The organism is Paenibacillus sp. UMB4589-SE434, from assembly GCF_030226685.1.
Classification (GTDB): Bacteria; Bacillota; Bacilli; order Paenibacillales; family Paenibacillaceae; genus Paenibacillus_B.
Genome location: NZ_JASOYK010000001.1, coordinates 2,011,098 through 2,029,304 on the forward strand (window position 1 = coordinate 2,011,098; position 18,207 = coordinate 2,029,304).

Sequence of the window (18,207 nt, forward strand, 5' to 3'; positions counted from 1 at the left end):
CGATAGATTTATGATTTGTTTACTTCAAAATTTCTGTTATATCACTTTCAGTTCATATCTTTTTGATCTCGCAGGCTGCACCTGCCTTACTTCTGTCTAATACAAGTCCGATATTTATCACAACAGCTATGTATAATTACACCATTTTGTCCTTGAATGTTCACTGCAAAAAAGTTCATCTCCGCTCTCCCACCAGCGCTTTAGACGCATACATTGGCGGAAGAGAGAAAGATGAACTCCAAAGTTAAAATCTGCTTAATGAGTATACGGCGATTCAGAAATTTCACTAAGCGCTTGACCAGCTTCATCTGCCAGAGGACTGCGAACAGCCAAGTCACCCAAGGATACTATACCTACCAATTGACCGTCGTCAATTACTGGGAGGCGGCGAACTTGATGCTCTGCCATCACCTCTGCCGCTTCGTCGACTGACATATTTGAGCGCACCGAAATAATATGCTCTGTCATGACATCGCGAATATGTGCGGAGTTAGGGTGCTTCTCTGCAACGCCGCGTATAACGATATCACGATCTGTTACCACACCAACAACCCGCCCTTGATCTACAATCGGTACGAAGCCGATATCCTGCTGTTTCATCAGTACAGCAGCCTCGTATACATTATCTAGCAGCGTCAAGGTCGAGCATGAATCAGTCATTACTTCTCTAACGTTAGACATGGATATCCCTCCTGTTCAGGCATATACTTCCCATCCTAACGTTATTTCATACTTTAGATTATACTGTATTAAGTTCCGAGTCGCTTACCCGTGTTACTTTCAGCGCATCAAAGGCCATAGCCAGCAGCAATTGGCCTGCTTGCAGCATCGCGCTTTCTTCAAAGTCAAACATCGGGTGATGATGCGGGTAACGGCAGTTCTGCTCATTGCCTGCGCCAACAAAGATAAAACAACCGGGAACGACTTTATTATAGTAAGCAAAGTCTTCCGCAGGCATCATCATTTCCGCTGTATGTACAGCCGCCTCGCCAAAACATGCTGCCGCTACACGGAGAACCCGCTCTGCTTCTGCCTTATCATTTACGAGTGCCGGATAACCTATTCTATATTCCAGTTCATATTCTGCATCATACATAGCACACGTATGTTCAATCATGGATTCCACGCGCGTTCTTAACAACGATCGAATCGTAGGATCAAAGGAGCGCACAGTTCCCTTTAAGATGGCGCAGTCTGCAATGACATTTTGCGTAGTTCCTGCCTGAAGCGAACCTACGGAGATCACTGCCGATTCCAACGGGGATACGTTGCGACTGACAATTGTCTGCAGCTGCTGCACCAATGCAGCGCCTATGACAACAGCGTCAATGCATGCATGCGGCATACCCGCGTGGCCTCCCTTTCCATGAATCGTCAAGAAAAAATCATCAACAGCCGCCATCATAGGACCTGGACGTGTAGCTATCTTCCCTGCAGGTAGCGGTGTCCATAAGTGCACGCCATATATGGATTGCACGCCTTGAAGAGCACCGTCCTTGATCATAGCCTGCGCACCGCCAGGGCTCACCTCTTCAGCTGGCTGGAAGAGCAGCCTTACTTCTCCCCGCCACTTGTCGCGATGCTCCTGCAACAGCCTAGCGACGGCGAGCAGCGTGGCCGTATGACCGTCGTGTCCGCAAGCGTGCATCACACCAGGTACTGTAGAGCGGTAATCGCATTGCTTACCGTCTTGTATCGCAAGCGCATCCATATCAGCCCGGAGTGCAATAACATTGCCCTCACCTGATTTAACGATGCCCACTACTCCATGGCCACCAATATTCCGCTTAATTGGTATGCCAAAAGATGTTAACTTCTCCGCGATATAATCGGACGTATTTGCCTCTTCGTAAGATAACTCTGGATGCCTATGTAAGTATCGACGCCATTCCACCATCTCATCAAAGTGCCACTCCGCTTTATCAACTGACCATTCGTTGCACATATGACTTCACGTCCTCTCCCCCAAGCCGTGATATACCCTGCCTATTGTTGTACCATATTGTAACATACCTCTACCGTCCGATGCTTGTCACAATTTAGTCACACAACATTCACTTCTCTTTGCTCGGTCTGACCCCTGCCGATCTCTTGCAGAAGAACTGGAAACATACTATCATGGAAAAGAGATTTGAACTTGGCGTTTTATAGAATAAGGAGGAACTGGCACATGATTATTGAAAATTCAGGCCTGAACGGTATTGTCTCTGAATTGGCACATCTCGATGAAGTGTCCGAATCGCTTGGTTTTGTTCGCTGGCAATGGGAATACTATCGAGCTACATACGATCTGAAATTGGAAGATACGCAGAATGGCGCGGAATATTTCGTACGTGTAAATACACGGGTTACGGAAGGCAAACTGGAAAAGCCCGATACGCTGCTCGCCATTGAAGCGGTATATATGGGCAAAGCGACGTTCCCGCATGGACTGGATTATGAATCTCCTATCCCGCAAGCGATCGTTAATGCCGCAACACAGAAGCTTGAGCAATTCAAGCAAGCTCTGATTGCCTAGAGGGTTCATCATTGAATCGAACAACCTATAAACCCATGAAACGAGATACCCCGCCCCTGTTAAGTAAAGGTACGCCTGACTTCCAATTACTCGTGCTTACTTTGCTGCTTGTCGGGTTCGGTGTTGTCATGGTATTCAGTGCGAGTTCCAGTCTTGCTGCCGTTTCAGAAAAATACAACTATGATGCTCTATACTTCGTAAAACGCCAAATGATGTGGGCCGTCATTGGATTTGTTGCGATGCTCGTCGCAATGAACATCCCTTATTCCTTTTATAAGAAATGGTTTATACCCTTTTTTATCGTGACCTTAATTATGCTTGCTTTAGTTCCTTATATAGGAAAAGATTTGAATGGTGCTAAAAGTTGGTTCGGCGTCGGGAGTATCGGCATTCAGCCCTCCGAATTAGCGAAGATCGCCACTGTCTTGTACTTGGCTGCCCTCATTACCAAAAAGGGTGAGGTATTCCGTGACTTTAAACGCGGCTTGTTCCCTGTCATGATCATCGTGGGGGTTGTCGTTGGGCTGATCATGCTGCAGCCGGACTTTGGCTCTGCAATGATTTTGGCGATGACAGCAGGTATTATTGTCATTGCAGGCGGAGCCAACATGAAGCATATATTTAACTGTGCATTTGTTGGTCTACTCGGTGTTGGAGCAGTTCTCGGTATGAGTTATCTCATCTCGCCCGATAAACTTACTTCTGGTTATAAGTTCGGCCGGATTCAGTCATGGCTTGATCCATTGCATGACATTCAGGCTTCAAGCTACAACTTGGTCGAGTCGCTCAAGGCAATCTCGCATGGTGGCTGGACAGGTGCCGGTTTCGGGCAAGGCATTCAGAAGCTTCTCTATTTGCCTTATCCTTACAATGACTTTATTTTTGCTGTTATCGCAGAAGAGTTAGGCTTTATCGGCACGACTATGTTCCTCATTGTGTATGCCTACTTAATATGGCGCGGCTTGCTTATTGCACTTCGCTGTCCAGACATATACGGAACATTAGTAGGCGTCGGCATTATCGGTAATATCGCCGTACAAGCCTTCATTAACATTGGTGGCGTCACTCGGACGATTCCCATAACAGGGGTCACACTTCCCTTTATTAGCTATGGCGGGACATCGCTTCTTATTACGATGGGAAGTATCGGAATACTGCTTAGTATATCGCGAGAGTACATGCGTGCAGCACAATCCAAGACGCCCAATCGTAAATCAGGCGCTTCACACAAAAAAGACTACCAGCCCTTGCGGCCTGTGTAGTCTTTTTTTCTTTACAGCCTATCATTTTACACGCTGCAGATCATCCAATTCTTCGTCCTTGAAAGCTACGCCTTCCACCTTCACATTCACTTCAACAACTGCCAATCCTGTCATATTCTGTACCGACTCACGAACATTTAATTGTAATTGACGGCATACTTCCTGAATCGGCATTCCATACATCACGATGACACGCAGATCAACGGCAGTCTCCACTTGACCAACCTCAACCGTAACTCCGGTTTGCACATTCTTGCCGCTAAGTCGCTTCGCCCAGCCCTCGGACAGTCCACCAGACATTGCAGCAATACCAGGAGTTTCTAAAGCTGCCAGACCCGCAACGGTGGCGACGACATCATTAGAGATCCTTATGTTACCTTCTTTGTTTAACAATTGTTCTTCCGTCATCGTCGTCAATCCTCCTACACATTATTCACAGCAATACCTCACTGCAAAAGCATGGTTATCTTTGATACTATTGTAACTATCCATGTTCATGAAATCAAACCCTCCTGTTATTAACTTTGGGTATTTGGGGTAAATAAATTAGGTTGGGGTTACTGCAGCGAGTCATACGAATGATACCGTGAGGAGTTAGAGAGAGAATAGGAGTGAGCAATTTGAAAGCACGAATGTTTAATTGGATGCTGATTGGAATGTTTGTATTAAGCGGGATGGGACATTTCCTAGAATGGAGTATGGTGTTAAACTTCTTTCTTTCCGCAGCAGCAATCGTATTTCTTGCAGCATTTTTGGGCAAAGCAACTGAAAATGTCGCGTTTTATGCAGGTGAACGTGTAGGGGGCTTTCTTAATGCTACCTTTGGTAATGCTACTGAACTTATCATCGCCATCTTCCTCGTTAAAGCAAATATGTTCGATATGGTCAAAGCTAGCCTCACTGGGTCGATCATCGGCAATTTGTTATTTGTGCTTGGTCTGAGCCTACTGCTAGGCGGTTTTAAATTCAAAGAACAATCCTTTAACTTAACACTAGCCAATATGGATGGGTCACTGATGGTGTTAGCCGTGATTGCACTTTTTGTGCCAGCCGTCTTCTTTAACACCCATGCGATCAGCGATGAAGCCACAAAAACCCTTAGTCTAATCGTAGCTGGTCTGTTAATTACCGCATACATACTCTGGCTTATTTTCTCTATGGTCACCCACAAGGAATTGCTCGCTGAGGAAGCAAAAGAAGTATCAGGCGAAGCTGAGCAGCCTGACTGGAGCAAACGTACGTCCATCCTTATGCTTGTTATCGCTACCGTTATGGTTGCTTTCGCCAGCGAATGGCTTGTCGATACGCTCGACACCTTCTCAACACAATTCGGATGGTCTGAACTGTTTATTGGGGCATTTGTCATTGCAATTGTTGGTAATGCAGCAGAGCATGCCGCAGCAGTCATTCTCGCGATGAAAAACAAGGTCGGTGCTTCTATAGAGATCGCCATCGGAAGCAGCTTGCAGATCGCTTTATTTGTGGCACCAATGCTTGTATTTGTCAGTGCTGCTTTCGGAAACACGATGGATTTTGTGTTCTCTGTGCTGGAAATTGTGGCGATTGGAGTAGCAGTCTTTATCGCAAAATCAATATCACAGGATGGTAGATCCAACTGGTATAAGGGGCTTATGCTGCTTATTGTCTATTTAATTCTTGGGGCTTCATTTTACCTGGTCCCCTAAAGCAAGCAGGAAAAACACCAGCTCATCGCGCTGACCTAAATCAGTGAAGGGCAATAACTTATTCATTTTTCTAGATCTTGCGTATAATCGCATCTCATGTGTATGCATTACGTTGGAATCCGTTATACAACTCTGTGTACGAAAAAAAGCTTGGACGACAAATGTCATCCAAGCTATATTTATGCATTAAGCATTGCGGACCGACTTCTCTAATGCTTCATACAAAGAAGCAAGATTCCGTTCCAGCTTGCTTACGATCTGCTTGCCAAGACCTTCTTCCACAAGTCCAGCCTTAACGGCAAAATCAACCTGACGTGAGAAACCGTACATCTGAGTGTCCAGCACTTCCTCATAGAGAGGGCAATAACGTGTCGCCAAGTTCTCCATCTGAACTTGTATCAGCTTCTCTATTTGAAGCGCCTCTTCTTCTAGCAACGCGAGCGCTTTATCATTTAATTGTTGCAACACATTCGACGAAGTCATGCCTATATTCCCCCCTATGACCTGTAGTCACGAATCTTCTATTATCATATTAGACGAATCTGACTATGAACACAAGATGCACGTACAGAAAAAGCCGAGAACGAGAATCGTCACCCGGCTTTTACCCTCTTATTTAGTATTATTCACCTATAATGGTTACATTTAAACCGTATTTTTCGAATACAGCTGCCATTGCTTCTTTTGCTTCTTCAGCATCTGGTCCATGGACATGAAGCTCATATGCATGATTGCCGAGAAGCGTTGTGAACAAGCCTAATATGCTTTTAACGTCGATGTATTTATTCTCTGCTTGCAACACGATTGAGGAACGGAATGTGTTCGCTCTTTGCGAAATTTCTACAACTGCCGCGTTATTATCCGCCATTGTTAACCCTCCAATATAAATGCTGGAATTGATGTTCAATTTCTAATACCATCATACCTTGAACCAAATCAACGACGCAAGGATATTTCGGATGAAAATAGTGCTAAAGACAATATTTCCTTTACTCACTAATTACTTCAAATTCTCGGGATTTAATTGCTCCAACTCAGGTAGTACAAACAAGCCATCTTTACGTACTAATACATCATCAAAGTACATCTCACCGCCACCATATTCAGGACGTTGAATCAGCACCAGATCCCAGTGGATGGAAGAACGGTTTCCATTGTCCGCCTCTTCGTATGCCTGTCCAGGTGTAAAGTGGATGCTGCCTGCAATCTTCTCATCAAACAGGATATCCTTCATTGGATGTAAAATATACGGGTTCACGCCAATTGCGAACTCACCGATATGACGAGCACCTTCATCTGCATCCAGAATTTCATTCAGACGCTTCGTATCGTTGCTTTTCGCTTCTACAATTTTACCGTTTTCAAAGCGGAACGATACATTTTCAAACGTTGTGCCGCTGTACAACGTTGGTGTGTTATATGTAATAGTACCGTTGACAGAATCGCGAACTGGCGCTGTGTATACTTCACCGTCTGGAATGTTGCGCTGCCCAGAGCATTTGACTGCCGCAATGTTTTTGATAGAGAACGTCAAGTCGGTTCCAGGACTGACCAGTCTGACTTTATCTGTTTTCTCCATGAGTGCCTTAAGTGCATCCATTGCTCGATCCATCTTAGAATAATCCAGGTTACAGACATTAAAATAGAAATCTTCAAATGCCTCAGTTGACGTATTAGCAAGCTGTGCCATTGAAGCATTTGGATAACGGAGTACAACCCATTTTGTGCGCTTAACACGCTCTTCCATGTGTACCGGGTGGGAATAGATCGAATCAAACAGCTTCTGTTTATCACTAGGAACATCGGACAGCTCATTTACATTCTCGCCAGCACGGATGCCGATGTACCCTTGCATACGCTCCATACGGAGCAAGTCAAATTCTTTCCACGTCTCCATCTGTTCCTTTGAACCGTTCATAAGCAGCGATCGGAGCACGGTACGATCCGTCAATTGCACGAATGGACGGCCTCCTCGCTTACCAATCTCATCAACGATACATTTTACAAGATCACGTTCAGAACCGATCATTTCAACAAGAATATTTTCACCAGGTTGAACTTCAATCGAATAATTGACCAAATTTTGCGCTAATTGTTGTATTCTTGGGTCTTTCATTATTGCTCCTCCTCCAACTCAATCATAACTATTGTACGTCTCACATTTCACTGTCCCCCCATGGCTATTGTTACCATGGCAACGATATTGTATCACGTATCATGAGGGAAGTCAGCGATACTGGCTGAACTCGGCCACCGTCCTGATTGTCTCTGCCGCCAGTTTTCCAGCGTCTTGATAATGCGCTTGCATCACACCTTCTAGACGAAGCGGAAGCTGTGACCGTCGGTCAATCCATATGATGTACTCTGCACTTACCTGTGAGCTGTGCAGCATACTTAAGAGCTGCTTGCGGTAGTCCTGTGCAGCCCCATTCAGCTTTCCTTCAAGCGCAGTAATCTGAGTTGGGGTTAGCTTCTTTTTAACTTGATTTACTTTCTGATGAGGAATAATGAGACTATCGTACTCATCCAGAATTCTTTGCTTGAATATCCGCTTAGCGTCCTCTTCATGAAGCTGTACAAAGTATGGCAACGTTTGATCTGTTGAAAAAGTCGGTTTTTGCTCCCCTTTAGCTGTGTTGGCACCCCACTCCACAGATTGAGCGAGAAGAGTTGTCTTCCCCTCCTCCCATCGGCTAACGTGCTTACGCGCGAGACGAATTTCTTCCAGCACACGCAGCGGGTTCCAACGTTGTGGTGTTGTAGGCACTTCATCCTGCACCCTGCTCATACGCATAGAAACACCTTTATGTTGACGTACTTCACCATCAAAGCGCAGCTGTTTCGTCAGCACTTGCCGCTCTCCCGTACGGATTTCAGCAAGTCCTCGGAATAAAAATTGATCCTTGCCCGACAATCCACTGATTGATCGTGTAAGAACATCCTCAGGATCATGAGTCATCGGCATTACACAACCTTGAATGTTCAGCAGCATTATACATATGGACAACCACCAAGTTTTATGAGGCAATCGTCTAATCATCGCTTCCACATCCTGTCCTTTACTAACACTTTAGGAAACAAAAAAACGAGATAGGCAAGGATCACCTATCTCGTATTAGCGTAACTCAACCTTCATTCCGTTATACATCTAAAAGTTAGTACAGCTTATGACGACGAACTGATGCGAATCTGATTACGTCCGCAATTTTTAGCATCGTAGAGCGCCATGTCTGCACGATAAAACAAAGATTCCACACTTATCTTCTCATCCTGCCAATTCCATTCTGCAATGCCGCAGGATACCGTTACATGAGGAGAGGTCTCATTTGCCACACGTGCCCGAATCCGTTCCGCCACACGCACAGTCTGATTCACGTTCAACTGCGGCAAGTAAACAGCAAGCTCCTCACCACCCCAGCGGGCGGCAATGTCTGCTTCACGAATTGAAGAACGTATGATCTCGCTAACTTGATTTAATATTTTATCGCCAATCTGGTGCCCATGCTTATCATTAATTTGTTTGAAATAGTCAATATCCACCACAATTAAAGAGCCGCAAAAGTCATTCTTCTGTTGCCGATTGATTTGCTTGTCCAAATAATGACGGGCGTACAGCCCCGTTAGTTGGTCTTTGTTGGCTAAATGTTTGACACGCGCATGCAGCGTAGCATTTGCGATTGCAAGCCCCATATGACCCGCAAGCATCTGCAGAAGCTTAAAGTTGTCATACGTAAAGAAATGAGGACGTTTGTCCGCCACTACTACTATCCCCACCATCTCCCCTCCGCCGAAGAGTGGAGAAGCAATAACAGAACGTAAATTCAATTGTTCAAAAAATTGCATCCGATCTTGAATCTGCTCTTGACTGTCAGATACGATGACAGGTTCTCGAAGGGAGAACATATACCCGAACAAACCAGATTCGGACGGCAGCGTCGCACCATTGTATTCAACCATATTGGAAGATACAACCTCGAACCTGCTCTTATCCTCGCTTAACTGCAACAGCATGCAGAAGTCTGCCCGGAACACTCGCAACAATTCGTGTGTCGCATCGTGGAACACATCTCTCAACCTTAAGCTTTGATTAATCCGCTTGGTCAAATCATTAATGAAACGCAGTTCTTGAATCACAGCATTGGCCTGCTCATGCAAGCGCGCATTCTCAAACGCCGTTCCAGCCGTCTCAATAATAAGCTGAATGAGTTGAATGTCTGAAGGATCTGGCCGTTCATGATAAAATATCATCTTCAGCACACCATATGATCCTTGCTTGCCTGTCAGTGCAACAGCCACCTCAAGACCACTGTCGTCCGTTTCCGCGTAGCAAGCTTCTCCATTCATAAAGGCTTGCATCACGAGCGGGTCACTCCATGACTTAAATATCAGCGCCTTTACATTTGGATTCTCGCTCCTATGATCTTGCGACAAGTACACTTCCAGCTTTGCTTCTGGAACAAGTTTATCTATACCTTCTATAATCTGTGAAATAACAGAATCTACATCTATATGATCATGAATGTGCCGCACCACATCGTAAAGAATGTCTCTTCGTTTGGATTCGCGTTCTGCAAGACGCTGAGAATAGTAAATTTCATTAATAAACATATGCTCGAATTCTCTGTAGAAAGCAGAGTGAAATTGAGTCATCCATCCTTCAACCGCCAGTTGACCGTGATCACTTACTGCAAGCTTTGTATCAAATACAATGACAGCTGCTACCAACTTGCTATGTCTGGAGACAATTGGAACTCCGATATATCCAGATACGTCATCTATAATATGACGTTGTGTACTCTGTTCTGACAGCACGCTGTTAACAAATGACGATAGAAGTAATGGCTCATTGCTGCCGATCGGCGACAAATCACTTTCCAGACACTCGCCCCTGTAATCAAACAATGCTGTCTTGCCCAATTGGGCGTGCACGTGAACAGGAATATCCGAAAGCCATTGAACATAAGCCGTCCGCACAAGTAATTGTATGTATGGCAAATCGTGCACCGTAATATCACGCTGCAACAGCCAATTATCCGGACTTCTGTCTAAGGGCTTATGCTCAATTCCGGGCTGTCCGCCAATAACGAACAGTGGCAATGTTCTCTGAAGTGAGTGCTGGCTATCCGTCATCCTTTTCTCCTTCAAAACTAAGGTTTATCTATTTGTATCATACAATAAAATCAACTCAAAAGGTACTACTTCGGAGGGTTATCAACCATATTTTTTAGGACAATAGAACTATGTCGAACGTTGCGGTATAGTTCTGTCGTATTATGTCGATCTGCTTTTTATTTTTGTTAATTTGCATCTATATAGTTTTATTTTGTAATTTAAATGTATTTTATATCCATGGGCAATTCACTTATTTGAAGCATTGTCGTGATAAAGAAAGATTTTACAACTTGACATTTCTATACCCAATCTTATAAAATTACTTGATGTATATGGGCGAACTGTTGTGTCACCCCTCACGACTTCCATCGCAGGCACGACTGCGGCTGAAACATTTCGTGCCTGAGCCAAGGATGAGCTGGATAAGAATTCTATTTCTTAATTGGCTATAGTATGAGAATCGGCGCAAAGAGACCCACATTCAAACCATATCATGAATGAGAAGGAGTCAACTTTAATATGGCACGTTACACAGGTCCTAAATTTAAATTAAGCCGTCGTCTTGGCGTATCCTTGAGCGGCACTGGCAAAGAATTGAAACGCGCGTACCCACCAGGACAACATGGTCCTAACCAACGCAAGAAACTGAGTGGTTACGGTGTTCAATTGCAAGAGAAACAAAAATTGCGTCACATGTACGGCTTGAACGAGAAGCAATTCCGCAACTTGTTCGATCGTGCAACGAAGTTGCCAGGTATCGCTGGTGAGAACTTCATGTTCTTGCTTGAGAGCCGTCTGGACAACCTTGTATACCGTCTTGGATTCTCCAACTCCCGTGCAGGCGCACGTCAATTGGTATCCCACGGTCACGTGACTGTAAACGGCAAGAAAGTCGACATCGCTTCCTACTTGGTAAGCACTGGCGACGTTATCGGCTTGCGTGAAAGAAGCCGTGGCTTGAAAGTGATCAAAGAGGCTATTGAAGGCCGTCATCACTTGCCAGGCTACTTGGAGTTCAACGAAGCTGCAGTGGAAGGTAAGTTCATTCGTCTTCCTGACCGCGGTGAGTTGTCCCAAGATATCGACGAGAAACAAATCGTCGAGTTCTACAGCCGTTAATATTAACGAACATCAAAAACGTTGGGGCCTCTGGCTCCAACGTTTTTTTATGGCCAAATACATATACTTATACCTACCCCGCACTAACAGCACTTCTTTGAGTTGTATTTCACTCCCATTTTTCGGGTGGAAAATCTGTATGTAACGACAACTATCGCCAACAAATTGTACGAACTATGGAACATATTGCAAGGATATTCGTCTATAGGTAGAGCTATCAAATCTATTTATGTGGTATAATGGAAAGCGCTGCAATTATTAAGGAGGATATTATGCATGGTTGAGGAGAAATTGACGAAACAAGAAACTCCCAAGCTTAAGCCGAAGCGCTCCTTCGGTCGTCGCTTTTGGGGTGTAACAAAGTGGATCCTGTTCTTTGGTCTGCTCTGTGGCTTTCTTGCAGGAGGAGTTGTCCTCGGATATGTAACTTCTCTCGTCAAAGATGAACCTATACGTTCGAAGGAACTGATACAGGAGAAGATAGCAGAGAACGCGATCACCGGATACGTGTTCTTCAAGGACGGTACCCCAATCGGACAGCTTAGAACCGATGAAGACCGCACCCTAACCACATATGACAAGATTCCACAGTCTGTTATAGACGCGCTCGTCGCTACAGAGGATAACCGTTTCTTTGATCATCCGGGCATTGACCTTCGTGGTTTGTCCCGCGCCGTCGTCCAGAAAGTGATGAATCAACCGGTTCAAACCGGCGGAAGTACGCTAACGCAACAGCTTGCAAGACGTGTTTTCCTCAGCTTGGATAAGACAGATGCAAGGAAAGCAAAAGAAATATTTTTATCACTTCGTATTGAACGAATGCTAAGTAAAGAAGAGATTATTACAGCCTATTTAAATAAGATGCCGTTCGGTAACGGATCCAATGGTTACAATGTGTACGGGATCAAAGCAGCCGCAAAAGGCATATTTAATGTGGAAGACCTGAGTAAGCTTACAATAGCGCAATCCGCTTATTTAGCAGGATTGCCGCAGCTTCCATCCGTTTATACGGCTTTTACTGGCAAAGGGGAATACAATGAGAAAGGTATTGCCCGGGCAATTGAACGCCAAAAGCTCGTTTTAAAACGTATGTTGGAAGAGAATAAAATTACGCAGCAGCAATACAATGACGCTCTCGCCTACGATATTCGGGCCAAGCTTGCCAAGCCTAAAGAGAAAGCTTATTCTACATACCCGTATCTCATGCTTGAAGCTGAGCGCGTGGCAGCTGAGACTCTCCTGCTTCAGCGCAATCCGAAACTAACCAAGGCGGATCTTCGCAAGCGCGAGAACAATCAATTGGTAGAAGATGCTCGCCAGGAACTGTTACGCGGCGGATATCGCATCTATACGACGATTGACAAACAGGTATACGATGCAATGAAGCGAGTCTCACAGAATGCAGACAACTTTACAAAAACTGACGAGACAAGAGGTATTGAGCAAGTCGCAGGTGTCATGATTGACCACCGGACTGGAGCCATTCTTGGTATGATCGAAGGCCGTGATTTCTATGAAGAACAGATGAATCTGGCTTCACAGATGATGCGCCAGCCGGGATCAACGATGAAGCCGTTAGCTGCTTATCTGCCTGCTATCGATTTGGGCTTAGTTCAACCTGCTTCGATTCTGGATGATGCACCTATCGTTCTAAAGGACGGCTCTAAGGGATTCCATATACCAGGTAATGCCAACAATCGTTATCAAGGACTTGTAACGGCTCGGGATGCCTTAAACCAATCCTTGAACTTGCCTGCTCTAAAAATATTTTTAGACAAGGTAACGATTAAAAAGTCTTGGGATTTCGTGCAAAAGTTAGGCATTACAACGATTCAACCCGAAGATTATCAAGCGCAGACTGGTGTTATCGGCGGTTTAAAATACGGTGTCACCGTAGAAGAGATTACGAATGCATTCGGTGCTATCGCGAATCAGGGCCAGTATAATGAACCTTATTTTATTGGTAAGATCTATGGGCCTACTGGAACCGAAGTGTATAAGCATAAGTCAGAACCGAATCAGGTCGTATCCAAGCAAAGTGCATATTTAATGACTGATATGATGAAGACCGTAATCAGCGATTCACGTGGAACAGGCAGAAAAGTTAAATCATTATTTAATGGATATGGTGAATATGATGTAGCTGCCAAAACGGGTTCTACGCAGAACTATGCAGATTCCTGGTTTATTGGATATACACCTGATGTCACAATGGGAATCTGGATAGGTTATGAAAAGCAAATTCACGTCCTTAACAAAAGCGCATATTCACGATCAACGGAAATATGGTCCAAAGTGATGAATGAAGTAATGAAGGCGAAGCCTGGCCTGCTTCACAACAAGAACTTTGAACGTCCGGATGGAATCGTTAGGATGACCGTGTCAGGCTTCAGTGGCAAGCTGCCTAACGCACTAACGAGAGCAGCCAATCGTCTAGTAACCGATATCTTCAATCGCAAGTATATTCCTACCAAAGAAGAAGATGCGCTCGTTATGATGAAGTATATTACCTATAACGGAGTCAATTACATTCCTAATCCGGCTACTCCTGATGACTTCACTCATGAACAAGTTGTTGTGAAACGGGAGAAGCCAATTCAAGAGTTGATTGAAGAGCTTCGCAGAGGTTTAGATCGGTTGTCGTCAAGCAGCAGAAGACGTTCATTGGATAACTATCTGCCTGCAGATGCCAAGTTGGATGCTCCATCCCAAAAAGACCCACGCAAAGATGACGGAGCGGCACCTAGCGCACCAACGTCCGTTCGGTCAGAATCAATCAACAGTACATCCGCGCGTATATCATTTAGTAAGAGCCCGCAGGGGGATGTCGTTGGTTATCGTTTATACCGTTCTTTAAATGGCGGGGCTTATCAGAAGATGGATGTAACTGTGTTATCAGGTGATGACACTCGGTTCACCAATTATGTATCAGCTGGCAACAACTACAGCTTCTATGTGACTGCTGTTGACGTTGTAGGCAAAGAGTCGGCTCCATCCGCTATTGTTACTTTGGGTGGAGGCAGCGGTACTACACCACCTTCAAGCGGCACTGGCACACCAGGCTCAGGAGGGCAAACAATTCCACCAGGCAGTGGAGAAGCTGCAGGGCCAGGCGACCAGACTACACCAGAGACTGGGGGCAACGGCTCTACTCAACAACCGGGAGATCAATCTCCCCCAGTTGCTGAGTTACCAGATGCCCCTGCTCAACTAAGAGCGAAGTTAACGGATCTTGGTGTAAGTCTGGCTTGGAAAGCTTCCAATAACAGCCCGACGGAGTATCACGTGTATTATAGTGCTGCTCGTGATGGCAAGTACGAACGAATCGGCTCTGTGCCGATTCCTGAATTCGAAATGATTACGATGAACCCATCAGGGTGGTACTATGTAACCGCGGCTAACAGTAAGGGCGAATCCAAGGGCTCAAGACAAGTTAACGTTGAAAAATAGCAGCAAGACATGCAGCACTGCTGAGCAAGTGGTTGAGCAGCCTAAATCTAGGCGCTCAGCCACTTTTTTTATGCGCTAGTCGTCCCTCCTCAAGCCAATATAAAAAGACACACATTATATAGCTGTCAAATGACTTAGCTATATAATGCATGTCTTCCTGCTTACCAGACATCAGAAATCACATGTACAATCAAAGGGCTGAGTTACCCATGCCCTTGTAGCTCATTCATGCTGTAATGATTTATGAACAAATTATAAGGCCTATCCTTCATCAATCTATCGAATGAATAAGGATCTGTCTATCGATGTTAATCTTCAATTGTTGACAGATCGCCTGTTGGCAGATTAAGCTCCCATGCTTTTAATACACGACGCATGATCTTACCTGAACGTGTCTTCGGCAGTTTGTCTTTGAACTCAATCTCACGAGGTGAAGCATGAGCAGACAAGCCTTCCTTAACGAACTTTGAGATATCCGCCTTTAATTCATCCGATGGCTCATAACCTTCACGCAGCGAGATAAAGGCCTTAATAATTTCACCTCGCATCGGATCAGGCTTACCAATAACACCGGCTTCTGCAACCGCAGGGTGCTCTACAAGCTTACTTTCAACCTCAAATGGTCCTACTCGCTCGCCTGAGGTATTAATTACGTCGTCGATCCGCCCCTGGAACCAGAAGTATCCATCTTCGTCACGATAAGCCGAGTCACCTGATACGTACCACCCTTGCAAGCGGAAATACTCTTCGTACTTAGCAGGATTGTTCCATACCTTACGCATCATAGAAGGCCAGGATGTACGAATCGCCAAATTCCCCATACGATAAGGCGGCAGCTCATTGCCTTGATCATCGATAATAGAAGCCTGCACACCAGGTATAGGACGCCCCATCGAACCAGGCTTAATATCCATGCTTGGATAATTGCAAATCAACTGTGCGCCAGTCTCCGTCATCCACCACGTATCATGGATGCGCTGGTTGTACACCTTTAACCCCCAGCGCACAACTTCAGGGTTAAGCGGTTCACCTACAGACAATACGTGACGTATTGAAGATAGGTCAAACCCTGACAATACGTCATCCCCTGCTCCCATCAACATACGGAAAGCCGTAGGCGCGCTGTACCAGATGGTTACTTTATATCGTTGTAAAGTGCCATACCAATCTTGTGGACTGAATCTGCCACCACGGACTACGTTGGATACCCCATTCAACCATGGCGCAAAAATTCCGTAAGATGTACCTGTTACCCATCCTGGATCGGCTGTACACCAATAGACGTCATCTTCTTTAAGATCAAGCACTATCTTCCCTGTATAATAATGTTGAATCATAGCATTCTGAACATGATAAACACCTTTTGGCTTACCTGTTGAACCAGATGTATAGTGGATAATCAGTCCGTCTTCGCGCCCGAGCCATTCAATCTCCGTTTCCTCAGAAGCTGCTTCCATCTCAGCGTAGAAGTCAATAATCCCTTCTTCGGCCTGCACACCTTCGCCAACTACAACAATGTGTTTCAGAGCAGGCAGCTCAGTTCGCTGGATACGGTGCAGCAGTGCAGGTGTTGTCACGATCGCAATCGCACCGCTGTCTTCCAATCGGTCTTTAACCGCGGTCTCCATAAACGCTTCGAACAAAGGACCCACAACCGCTCCAACTTTTAAAGTTCCAAGCAAACTAAAATACAGTTCGGGTGTGCGCGGCATAAAAATAAATACACGCTCTCCCTTGCCGATTCCGTACTTGCGCAGCACATTGGCAAATTGATTCGACTTCCTGCTTAACTCACCGTACGTATAAGACTCGTCGCGTTGCGCATCGCTGTAATATAAAGCGATCTTATCAGCACGCCCTTCGGCTACGTGACGATCTATCGCCTCATATGCCATATTGACTTTTCCTGATTCATGCCATGTAAAGTGCTTTTCAATTTCCTCCCAGTTAAAACTTTCTGCAGATACCTCATAATTCGTCAAATTCGGACTTGTTGCTGTGGCAGCAATGATTTCTCCTTGCACATTACCCATTCCGTTTCATCCTCCTGTTTCAATCTTCTTTAGACGCGTCTGTCTGCATGGCGATTATTTAACCGCTTTCATGAAACTATCAATAAGGGACGATGATGTATTCGCTTGATGTCAAGGGGAAATATTATGAACTTTTTGGCACAATCATTATAGCATATGAATTAATTTTCGCCTATTCTTTTCCTGTAATATTTTAGTTTTGAACGTTCATTTTTCGTTGTTAGCGATAAAATCACATAGCATGTACAGCTTCTTTTCTTCATCCGCATTAGTGATGACTGCTTCGACAGCATTCACTATTTGCAAATTAACGACAACTTCTTCAAAACTCTCCTTTTCAAATCTTGTAATATTTGCTATAAACGAAGATGAACCCTAAAAGGAGTGTCGCTCATGGAACATCGTAAATGCTATCGCGCACATATCGTCCCTTATGGCGATCGTGTTGTTATTGTAGAAGGACCCGTGAAGCCAGCGGTATTGCAGGTGCTAGACATGCATTCCGATCTGAATGCCTTTCGAAGGCCTAAAGAACAACATCAAGCACTTATCGAGATTGCCCAACTTCCTGAAGGTCGAATGATTATTGCACGTGATGAGGACAAAATCGTTGGATACGTTACCTTTCATTATCCCGATGAACTGGAACGTTGGTCTGAAGGTAACATGGAGGACCTGATTGAACTTGGTGCGATTGAAGTGGCAGCTGATTATCGTTCACTTGGACTCGGGCGTCGTATGATTGAGACAGCATTTGAGGAAGGTCAGCTAGAAAATTACATTGTATTTACAACCGAATATTACTGGCACTGGGATTTGGACGGAACCGGACTTAATGTTTGGGACTACCGAAAAATGATGGAGAAGCTGATGGAGTCTGTCGACATGATTTGGTATGCTACGGACGACCCTGAGATTTGCTCTCATCCAGCTAACTGCTTAATGGTACGTATAGGTAAGGATGTGCCGCTCTCTTCTAAAGAACAATTTGACCGTGTCCGCTTTAGACAGCGTTTCATGTATTAAAT

General features: G+C 45.0%; 15 protein-coding genes. 6 read left to right on the forward strand and 9 right to left on the reverse strand.

What is annotated here, in order from left to right; translation table 11 throughout:
• Window positions 1–255: 255 nt before the first annotated feature.
• Both QP775_RS08330 and QP775_RS08335 read right to left on the reverse strand, forming a co-directional pair.
• Complete coding sequence (locus tag QP775_RS08330) at window positions 256–681, reverse strand: CBS domain-containing protein (RefSeq protein ID WP_239328368.1); 426 nt, start codon at window positions 679–681, stop codon at window positions 256–258.
• Window positions 682–739: 58 nt separating this feature from the next.
• A complete protein-coding gene (locus tag QP775_RS08335) occupies window positions 740–1,945 on the reverse strand; it encodes a M20 metallopeptidase family protein (protein ID WP_285105129.1) in 1,206 nt (401 codons plus the stop codon).
• A gap of 225 nt (window positions 1,946–2,170) precedes the next feature.
• Between QP775_RS08335 and QP775_RS08340 the strand changes: the two genes are divergently transcribed.
• Window positions 2,171–2,518, forward strand: a complete 348-nt coding sequence (locus QP775_RS08340) for a YugN family protein (protein ID WP_239328370.1) — start codon at window positions 2,171–2,173, stop codon at window positions 2,516–2,518.
• A 35-nt stretch (window positions 2,519–2,553) separates the two neighbouring features.
• Entirely contained in the window at window positions 2,554–3,780 is a 1,227-nt protein-coding gene (ftsW, locus tag QP775_RS08345; RefSeq protein WP_285105134.1) for a putative lipid II flippase FtsW, read from the forward strand.
• A 21-nt stretch (window positions 3,781–3,801) separates the two neighbouring features.
• Here the strand turns inward: ftsW and QP775_RS08350 are convergent, their stop codons facing one another.
• Window positions 3,802–4,188 carry an Asp23/Gls24 family envelope stress response protein gene (locus QP775_RS08350; protein ID WP_239328372.1) on the reverse strand — a complete coding sequence of 129 codons (387 nt, stop codon included), beginning with the start codon at window positions 4,186–4,188 and terminating at the stop codon, window positions 3,802–3,804.
• Window positions 4,189–4,412: 224 nt separating this feature from the next.
• On the opposite strand from QP775_RS08350, the gene cax reads away from it, so the two are divergent.
• Window positions 4,413–5,465 carry a calcium/proton exchanger gene (gene cax, locus QP775_RS08355; RefSeq protein WP_481857261.1) on the forward strand — a complete coding sequence of 351 codons (1,053 nt, stop codon included), beginning with the start codon at window positions 4,413–4,415 and terminating at the stop codon, window positions 5,463–5,465.
• Between the two features lie 186 nt (window positions 5,466–5,651).
• Here cax and QP775_RS08360 read toward each other — a convergent pair whose 3' ends face one another.
• From QP775_RS08360 to QP775_RS08380, 5 genes are all read right to left on the reverse strand, one after another.
• Complete coding sequence (locus tag QP775_RS08360; RefSeq protein WP_239328374.1) at window positions 5,652–5,948, reverse strand: DUF1507 family protein; 297 nt, start codon at window positions 5,946–5,948, stop codon at window positions 5,652–5,654.
• 139 nt (window positions 5,949–6,087) lie between these two features.
• On the reverse strand, window positions 6,088–6,333 hold the full coding sequence (locus QP775_RS08365; protein WP_028545041.1) for an HPr family phosphocarrier protein: 246 nt from the start codon (window positions 6,331–6,333) through the stop codon (window positions 6,088–6,090).
• A 132-nt stretch (window positions 6,334–6,465) separates the two neighbouring features.
• Complete coding sequence (locus tag QP775_RS08370) at window positions 6,466–7,581, reverse strand: aminopeptidase (protein ID WP_285105137.1); 1,116 nt, start codon at window positions 7,579–7,581, stop codon at window positions 6,466–6,468.
• A gap of 111 nt (window positions 7,582–7,692) precedes the next feature.
• The gene (locus tag QP775_RS08375; RefSeq protein WP_239328376.1) at window positions 7,693–8,505 is read right to left on the reverse strand and encodes a hypothetical protein; all 813 of its coding nucleotides are present in this window, start codon (window positions 8,503–8,505) and stop codon (window positions 7,693–7,695) included.
• Between the two features lie 125 nt (window positions 8,506–8,630).
• Complete coding sequence (locus QP775_RS08380) at window positions 8,631–10,595, reverse strand: GGDEF domain-containing protein (RefSeq protein WP_285105140.1); 1,965 nt, start codon at window positions 10,593–10,595, stop codon at window positions 8,631–8,633.
• Between the two features lie 501 nt (window positions 10,596–11,096).
• Between QP775_RS08380 and rpsD the strand changes: the two genes are divergently transcribed.
• Both rpsD and QP775_RS08390 read left to right on the forward strand, forming a co-directional pair.
• Entirely contained in the window at window positions 11,097–11,696 is a 600-nt protein-coding gene (rpsD, locus tag QP775_RS08385; RefSeq protein WP_239328378.1) for a 30S ribosomal protein S4, read from the forward strand.
• A 276-nt stretch (window positions 11,697–11,972) separates the two neighbouring features.
• Window positions 11,973–15,146 (forward strand): penicillin-binding protein 1A, encoded by a 3,174-nt coding sequence (locus QP775_RS08390; protein WP_285105143.1) that lies wholly within the window; start codon window positions 11,973–11,975, stop codon window positions 15,144–15,146.
• Between the two features lie 308 nt (window positions 15,147–15,454).
• Here QP775_RS08390 and acsA read toward each other — a convergent pair whose 3' ends face one another.
• On the reverse strand, window positions 15,455–17,179 hold the full coding sequence (gene acsA, locus QP775_RS08395; RefSeq protein ID WP_239328380.1) for an acetate--CoA ligase: 1,725 nt from the start codon (window positions 17,177–17,179) through the stop codon (window positions 15,455–15,457).
• Window positions 17,180–17,572: 393 nt separating this feature from the next.
• Here acsA and QP775_RS08400 point away from each other — a divergent pair, with 393 nt between their 5' ends.
• Window positions 17,573–18,205 (forward strand): GNAT family N-acetyltransferase, encoded by a 633-nt coding sequence (locus QP775_RS08400; RefSeq protein ID WP_239328381.1) that lies wholly within the window; start codon window positions 17,573–17,575, stop codon window positions 18,203–18,205.
• The last annotated feature ends 2 nt before the right edge of the window (window positions 18,206–18,207 follow it).

What these genes read in the sequence shown, in the direction of transcription:
- QP775_RS08380 (WP_285105140.1), bottom strand. Translation starts at nt 10,595, where the DNA reads ATGACGGATAGCCAGCACTCACTTCAGAGAACATTGCCACTGTTCGTT.
- QP775_RS08370 (WP_285105137.1), bottom strand. Translation starts at nt 7,581, where the DNA reads ATGAAAGACCCAAGAATACAACAATTAGCGCAAAATTTGGTCAATTAT.
- QP775_RS08335 (WP_285105129.1), bottom strand. Translation starts at nt 1,945, where the DNA reads ATGTGCAACGAATGGTCAGTTGATAAAGCGGAGTGGCACTTTGATGAG.
- QP775_RS08365 (WP_028545041.1), bottom strand. Translation starts at nt 6,333, where the DNA reads ATGGCGGATAATAACGCGGCAGTTGTAGAAATTTCGCAAAGAGCGAAC.
- QP775_RS08360 (WP_239328374.1), bottom strand. Translation starts at nt 5,948, where the DNA reads ATGACTTCGTCGAATGTGTTGCAACAATTAAATGATAAAGCGCTCGCG.
- QP775_RS08375 (WP_239328376.1), bottom strand. Translation starts at nt 8,505, where the DNA reads ATGATTAGACGATTGCCTCATAAAACTTGGTGGTTGTCCATATGTATA.
- QP775_RS08350 (WP_239328372.1), bottom strand. Translation starts at nt 4,188, where the DNA reads ATGACGGAAGAACAATTGTTAAACAAAGAAGGTAACATAAGGATCTCT.
- QP775_RS08340 (WP_239328370.1), top strand. Translation starts at nt 2,171, where the DNA reads ATGATTATTGAAAATTCAGGCCTGAACGGTATTGTCTCTGAATTGGCA.
- cax (WP_481857261.1), top strand. Translation starts at nt 4,413, where the DNA reads ATGTTTAATTGGATGCTGATTGGAATGTTTGTATTAAGCGGGATGGGA.
- QP775_RS08390 (WP_285105143.1), top strand. Translation starts at nt 11,973, where the DNA reads ATGGTTGAGGAGAAATTGACGAAACAAGAAACTCCCAAGCTTAAGCCG.
- rpsD (WP_239328378.1), top strand. Translation starts at nt 11,097, where the DNA reads ATGGCACGTTACACAGGTCCTAAATTTAAATTAAGCCGTCGTCTTGGC.
- QP775_RS08400 (WP_239328381.1), top strand. Translation starts at nt 17,573, where the DNA reads ATGGAACATCGTAAATGCTATCGCGCACATATCGTCCCTTATGGCGAT.
- acsA (WP_239328380.1), bottom strand. Translation starts at nt 17,179, where the DNA reads ATGGGTAATGTGCAAGGAGAAATCATTGCTGCCACAGCAACAAGTCCG.
- QP775_RS08330 (WP_239328368.1), bottom strand. Translation starts at nt 681, where the DNA reads ATGTCTAACGTTAGAGAAGTAATGACTGATTCATGCTCGACCTTGACG.
- ftsW (WP_285105134.1), top strand. Translation starts at nt 2,554, where the DNA reads ATGAAACGAGATACCCCGCCCCTGTTAAGTAAAGGTACGCCTGACTTC.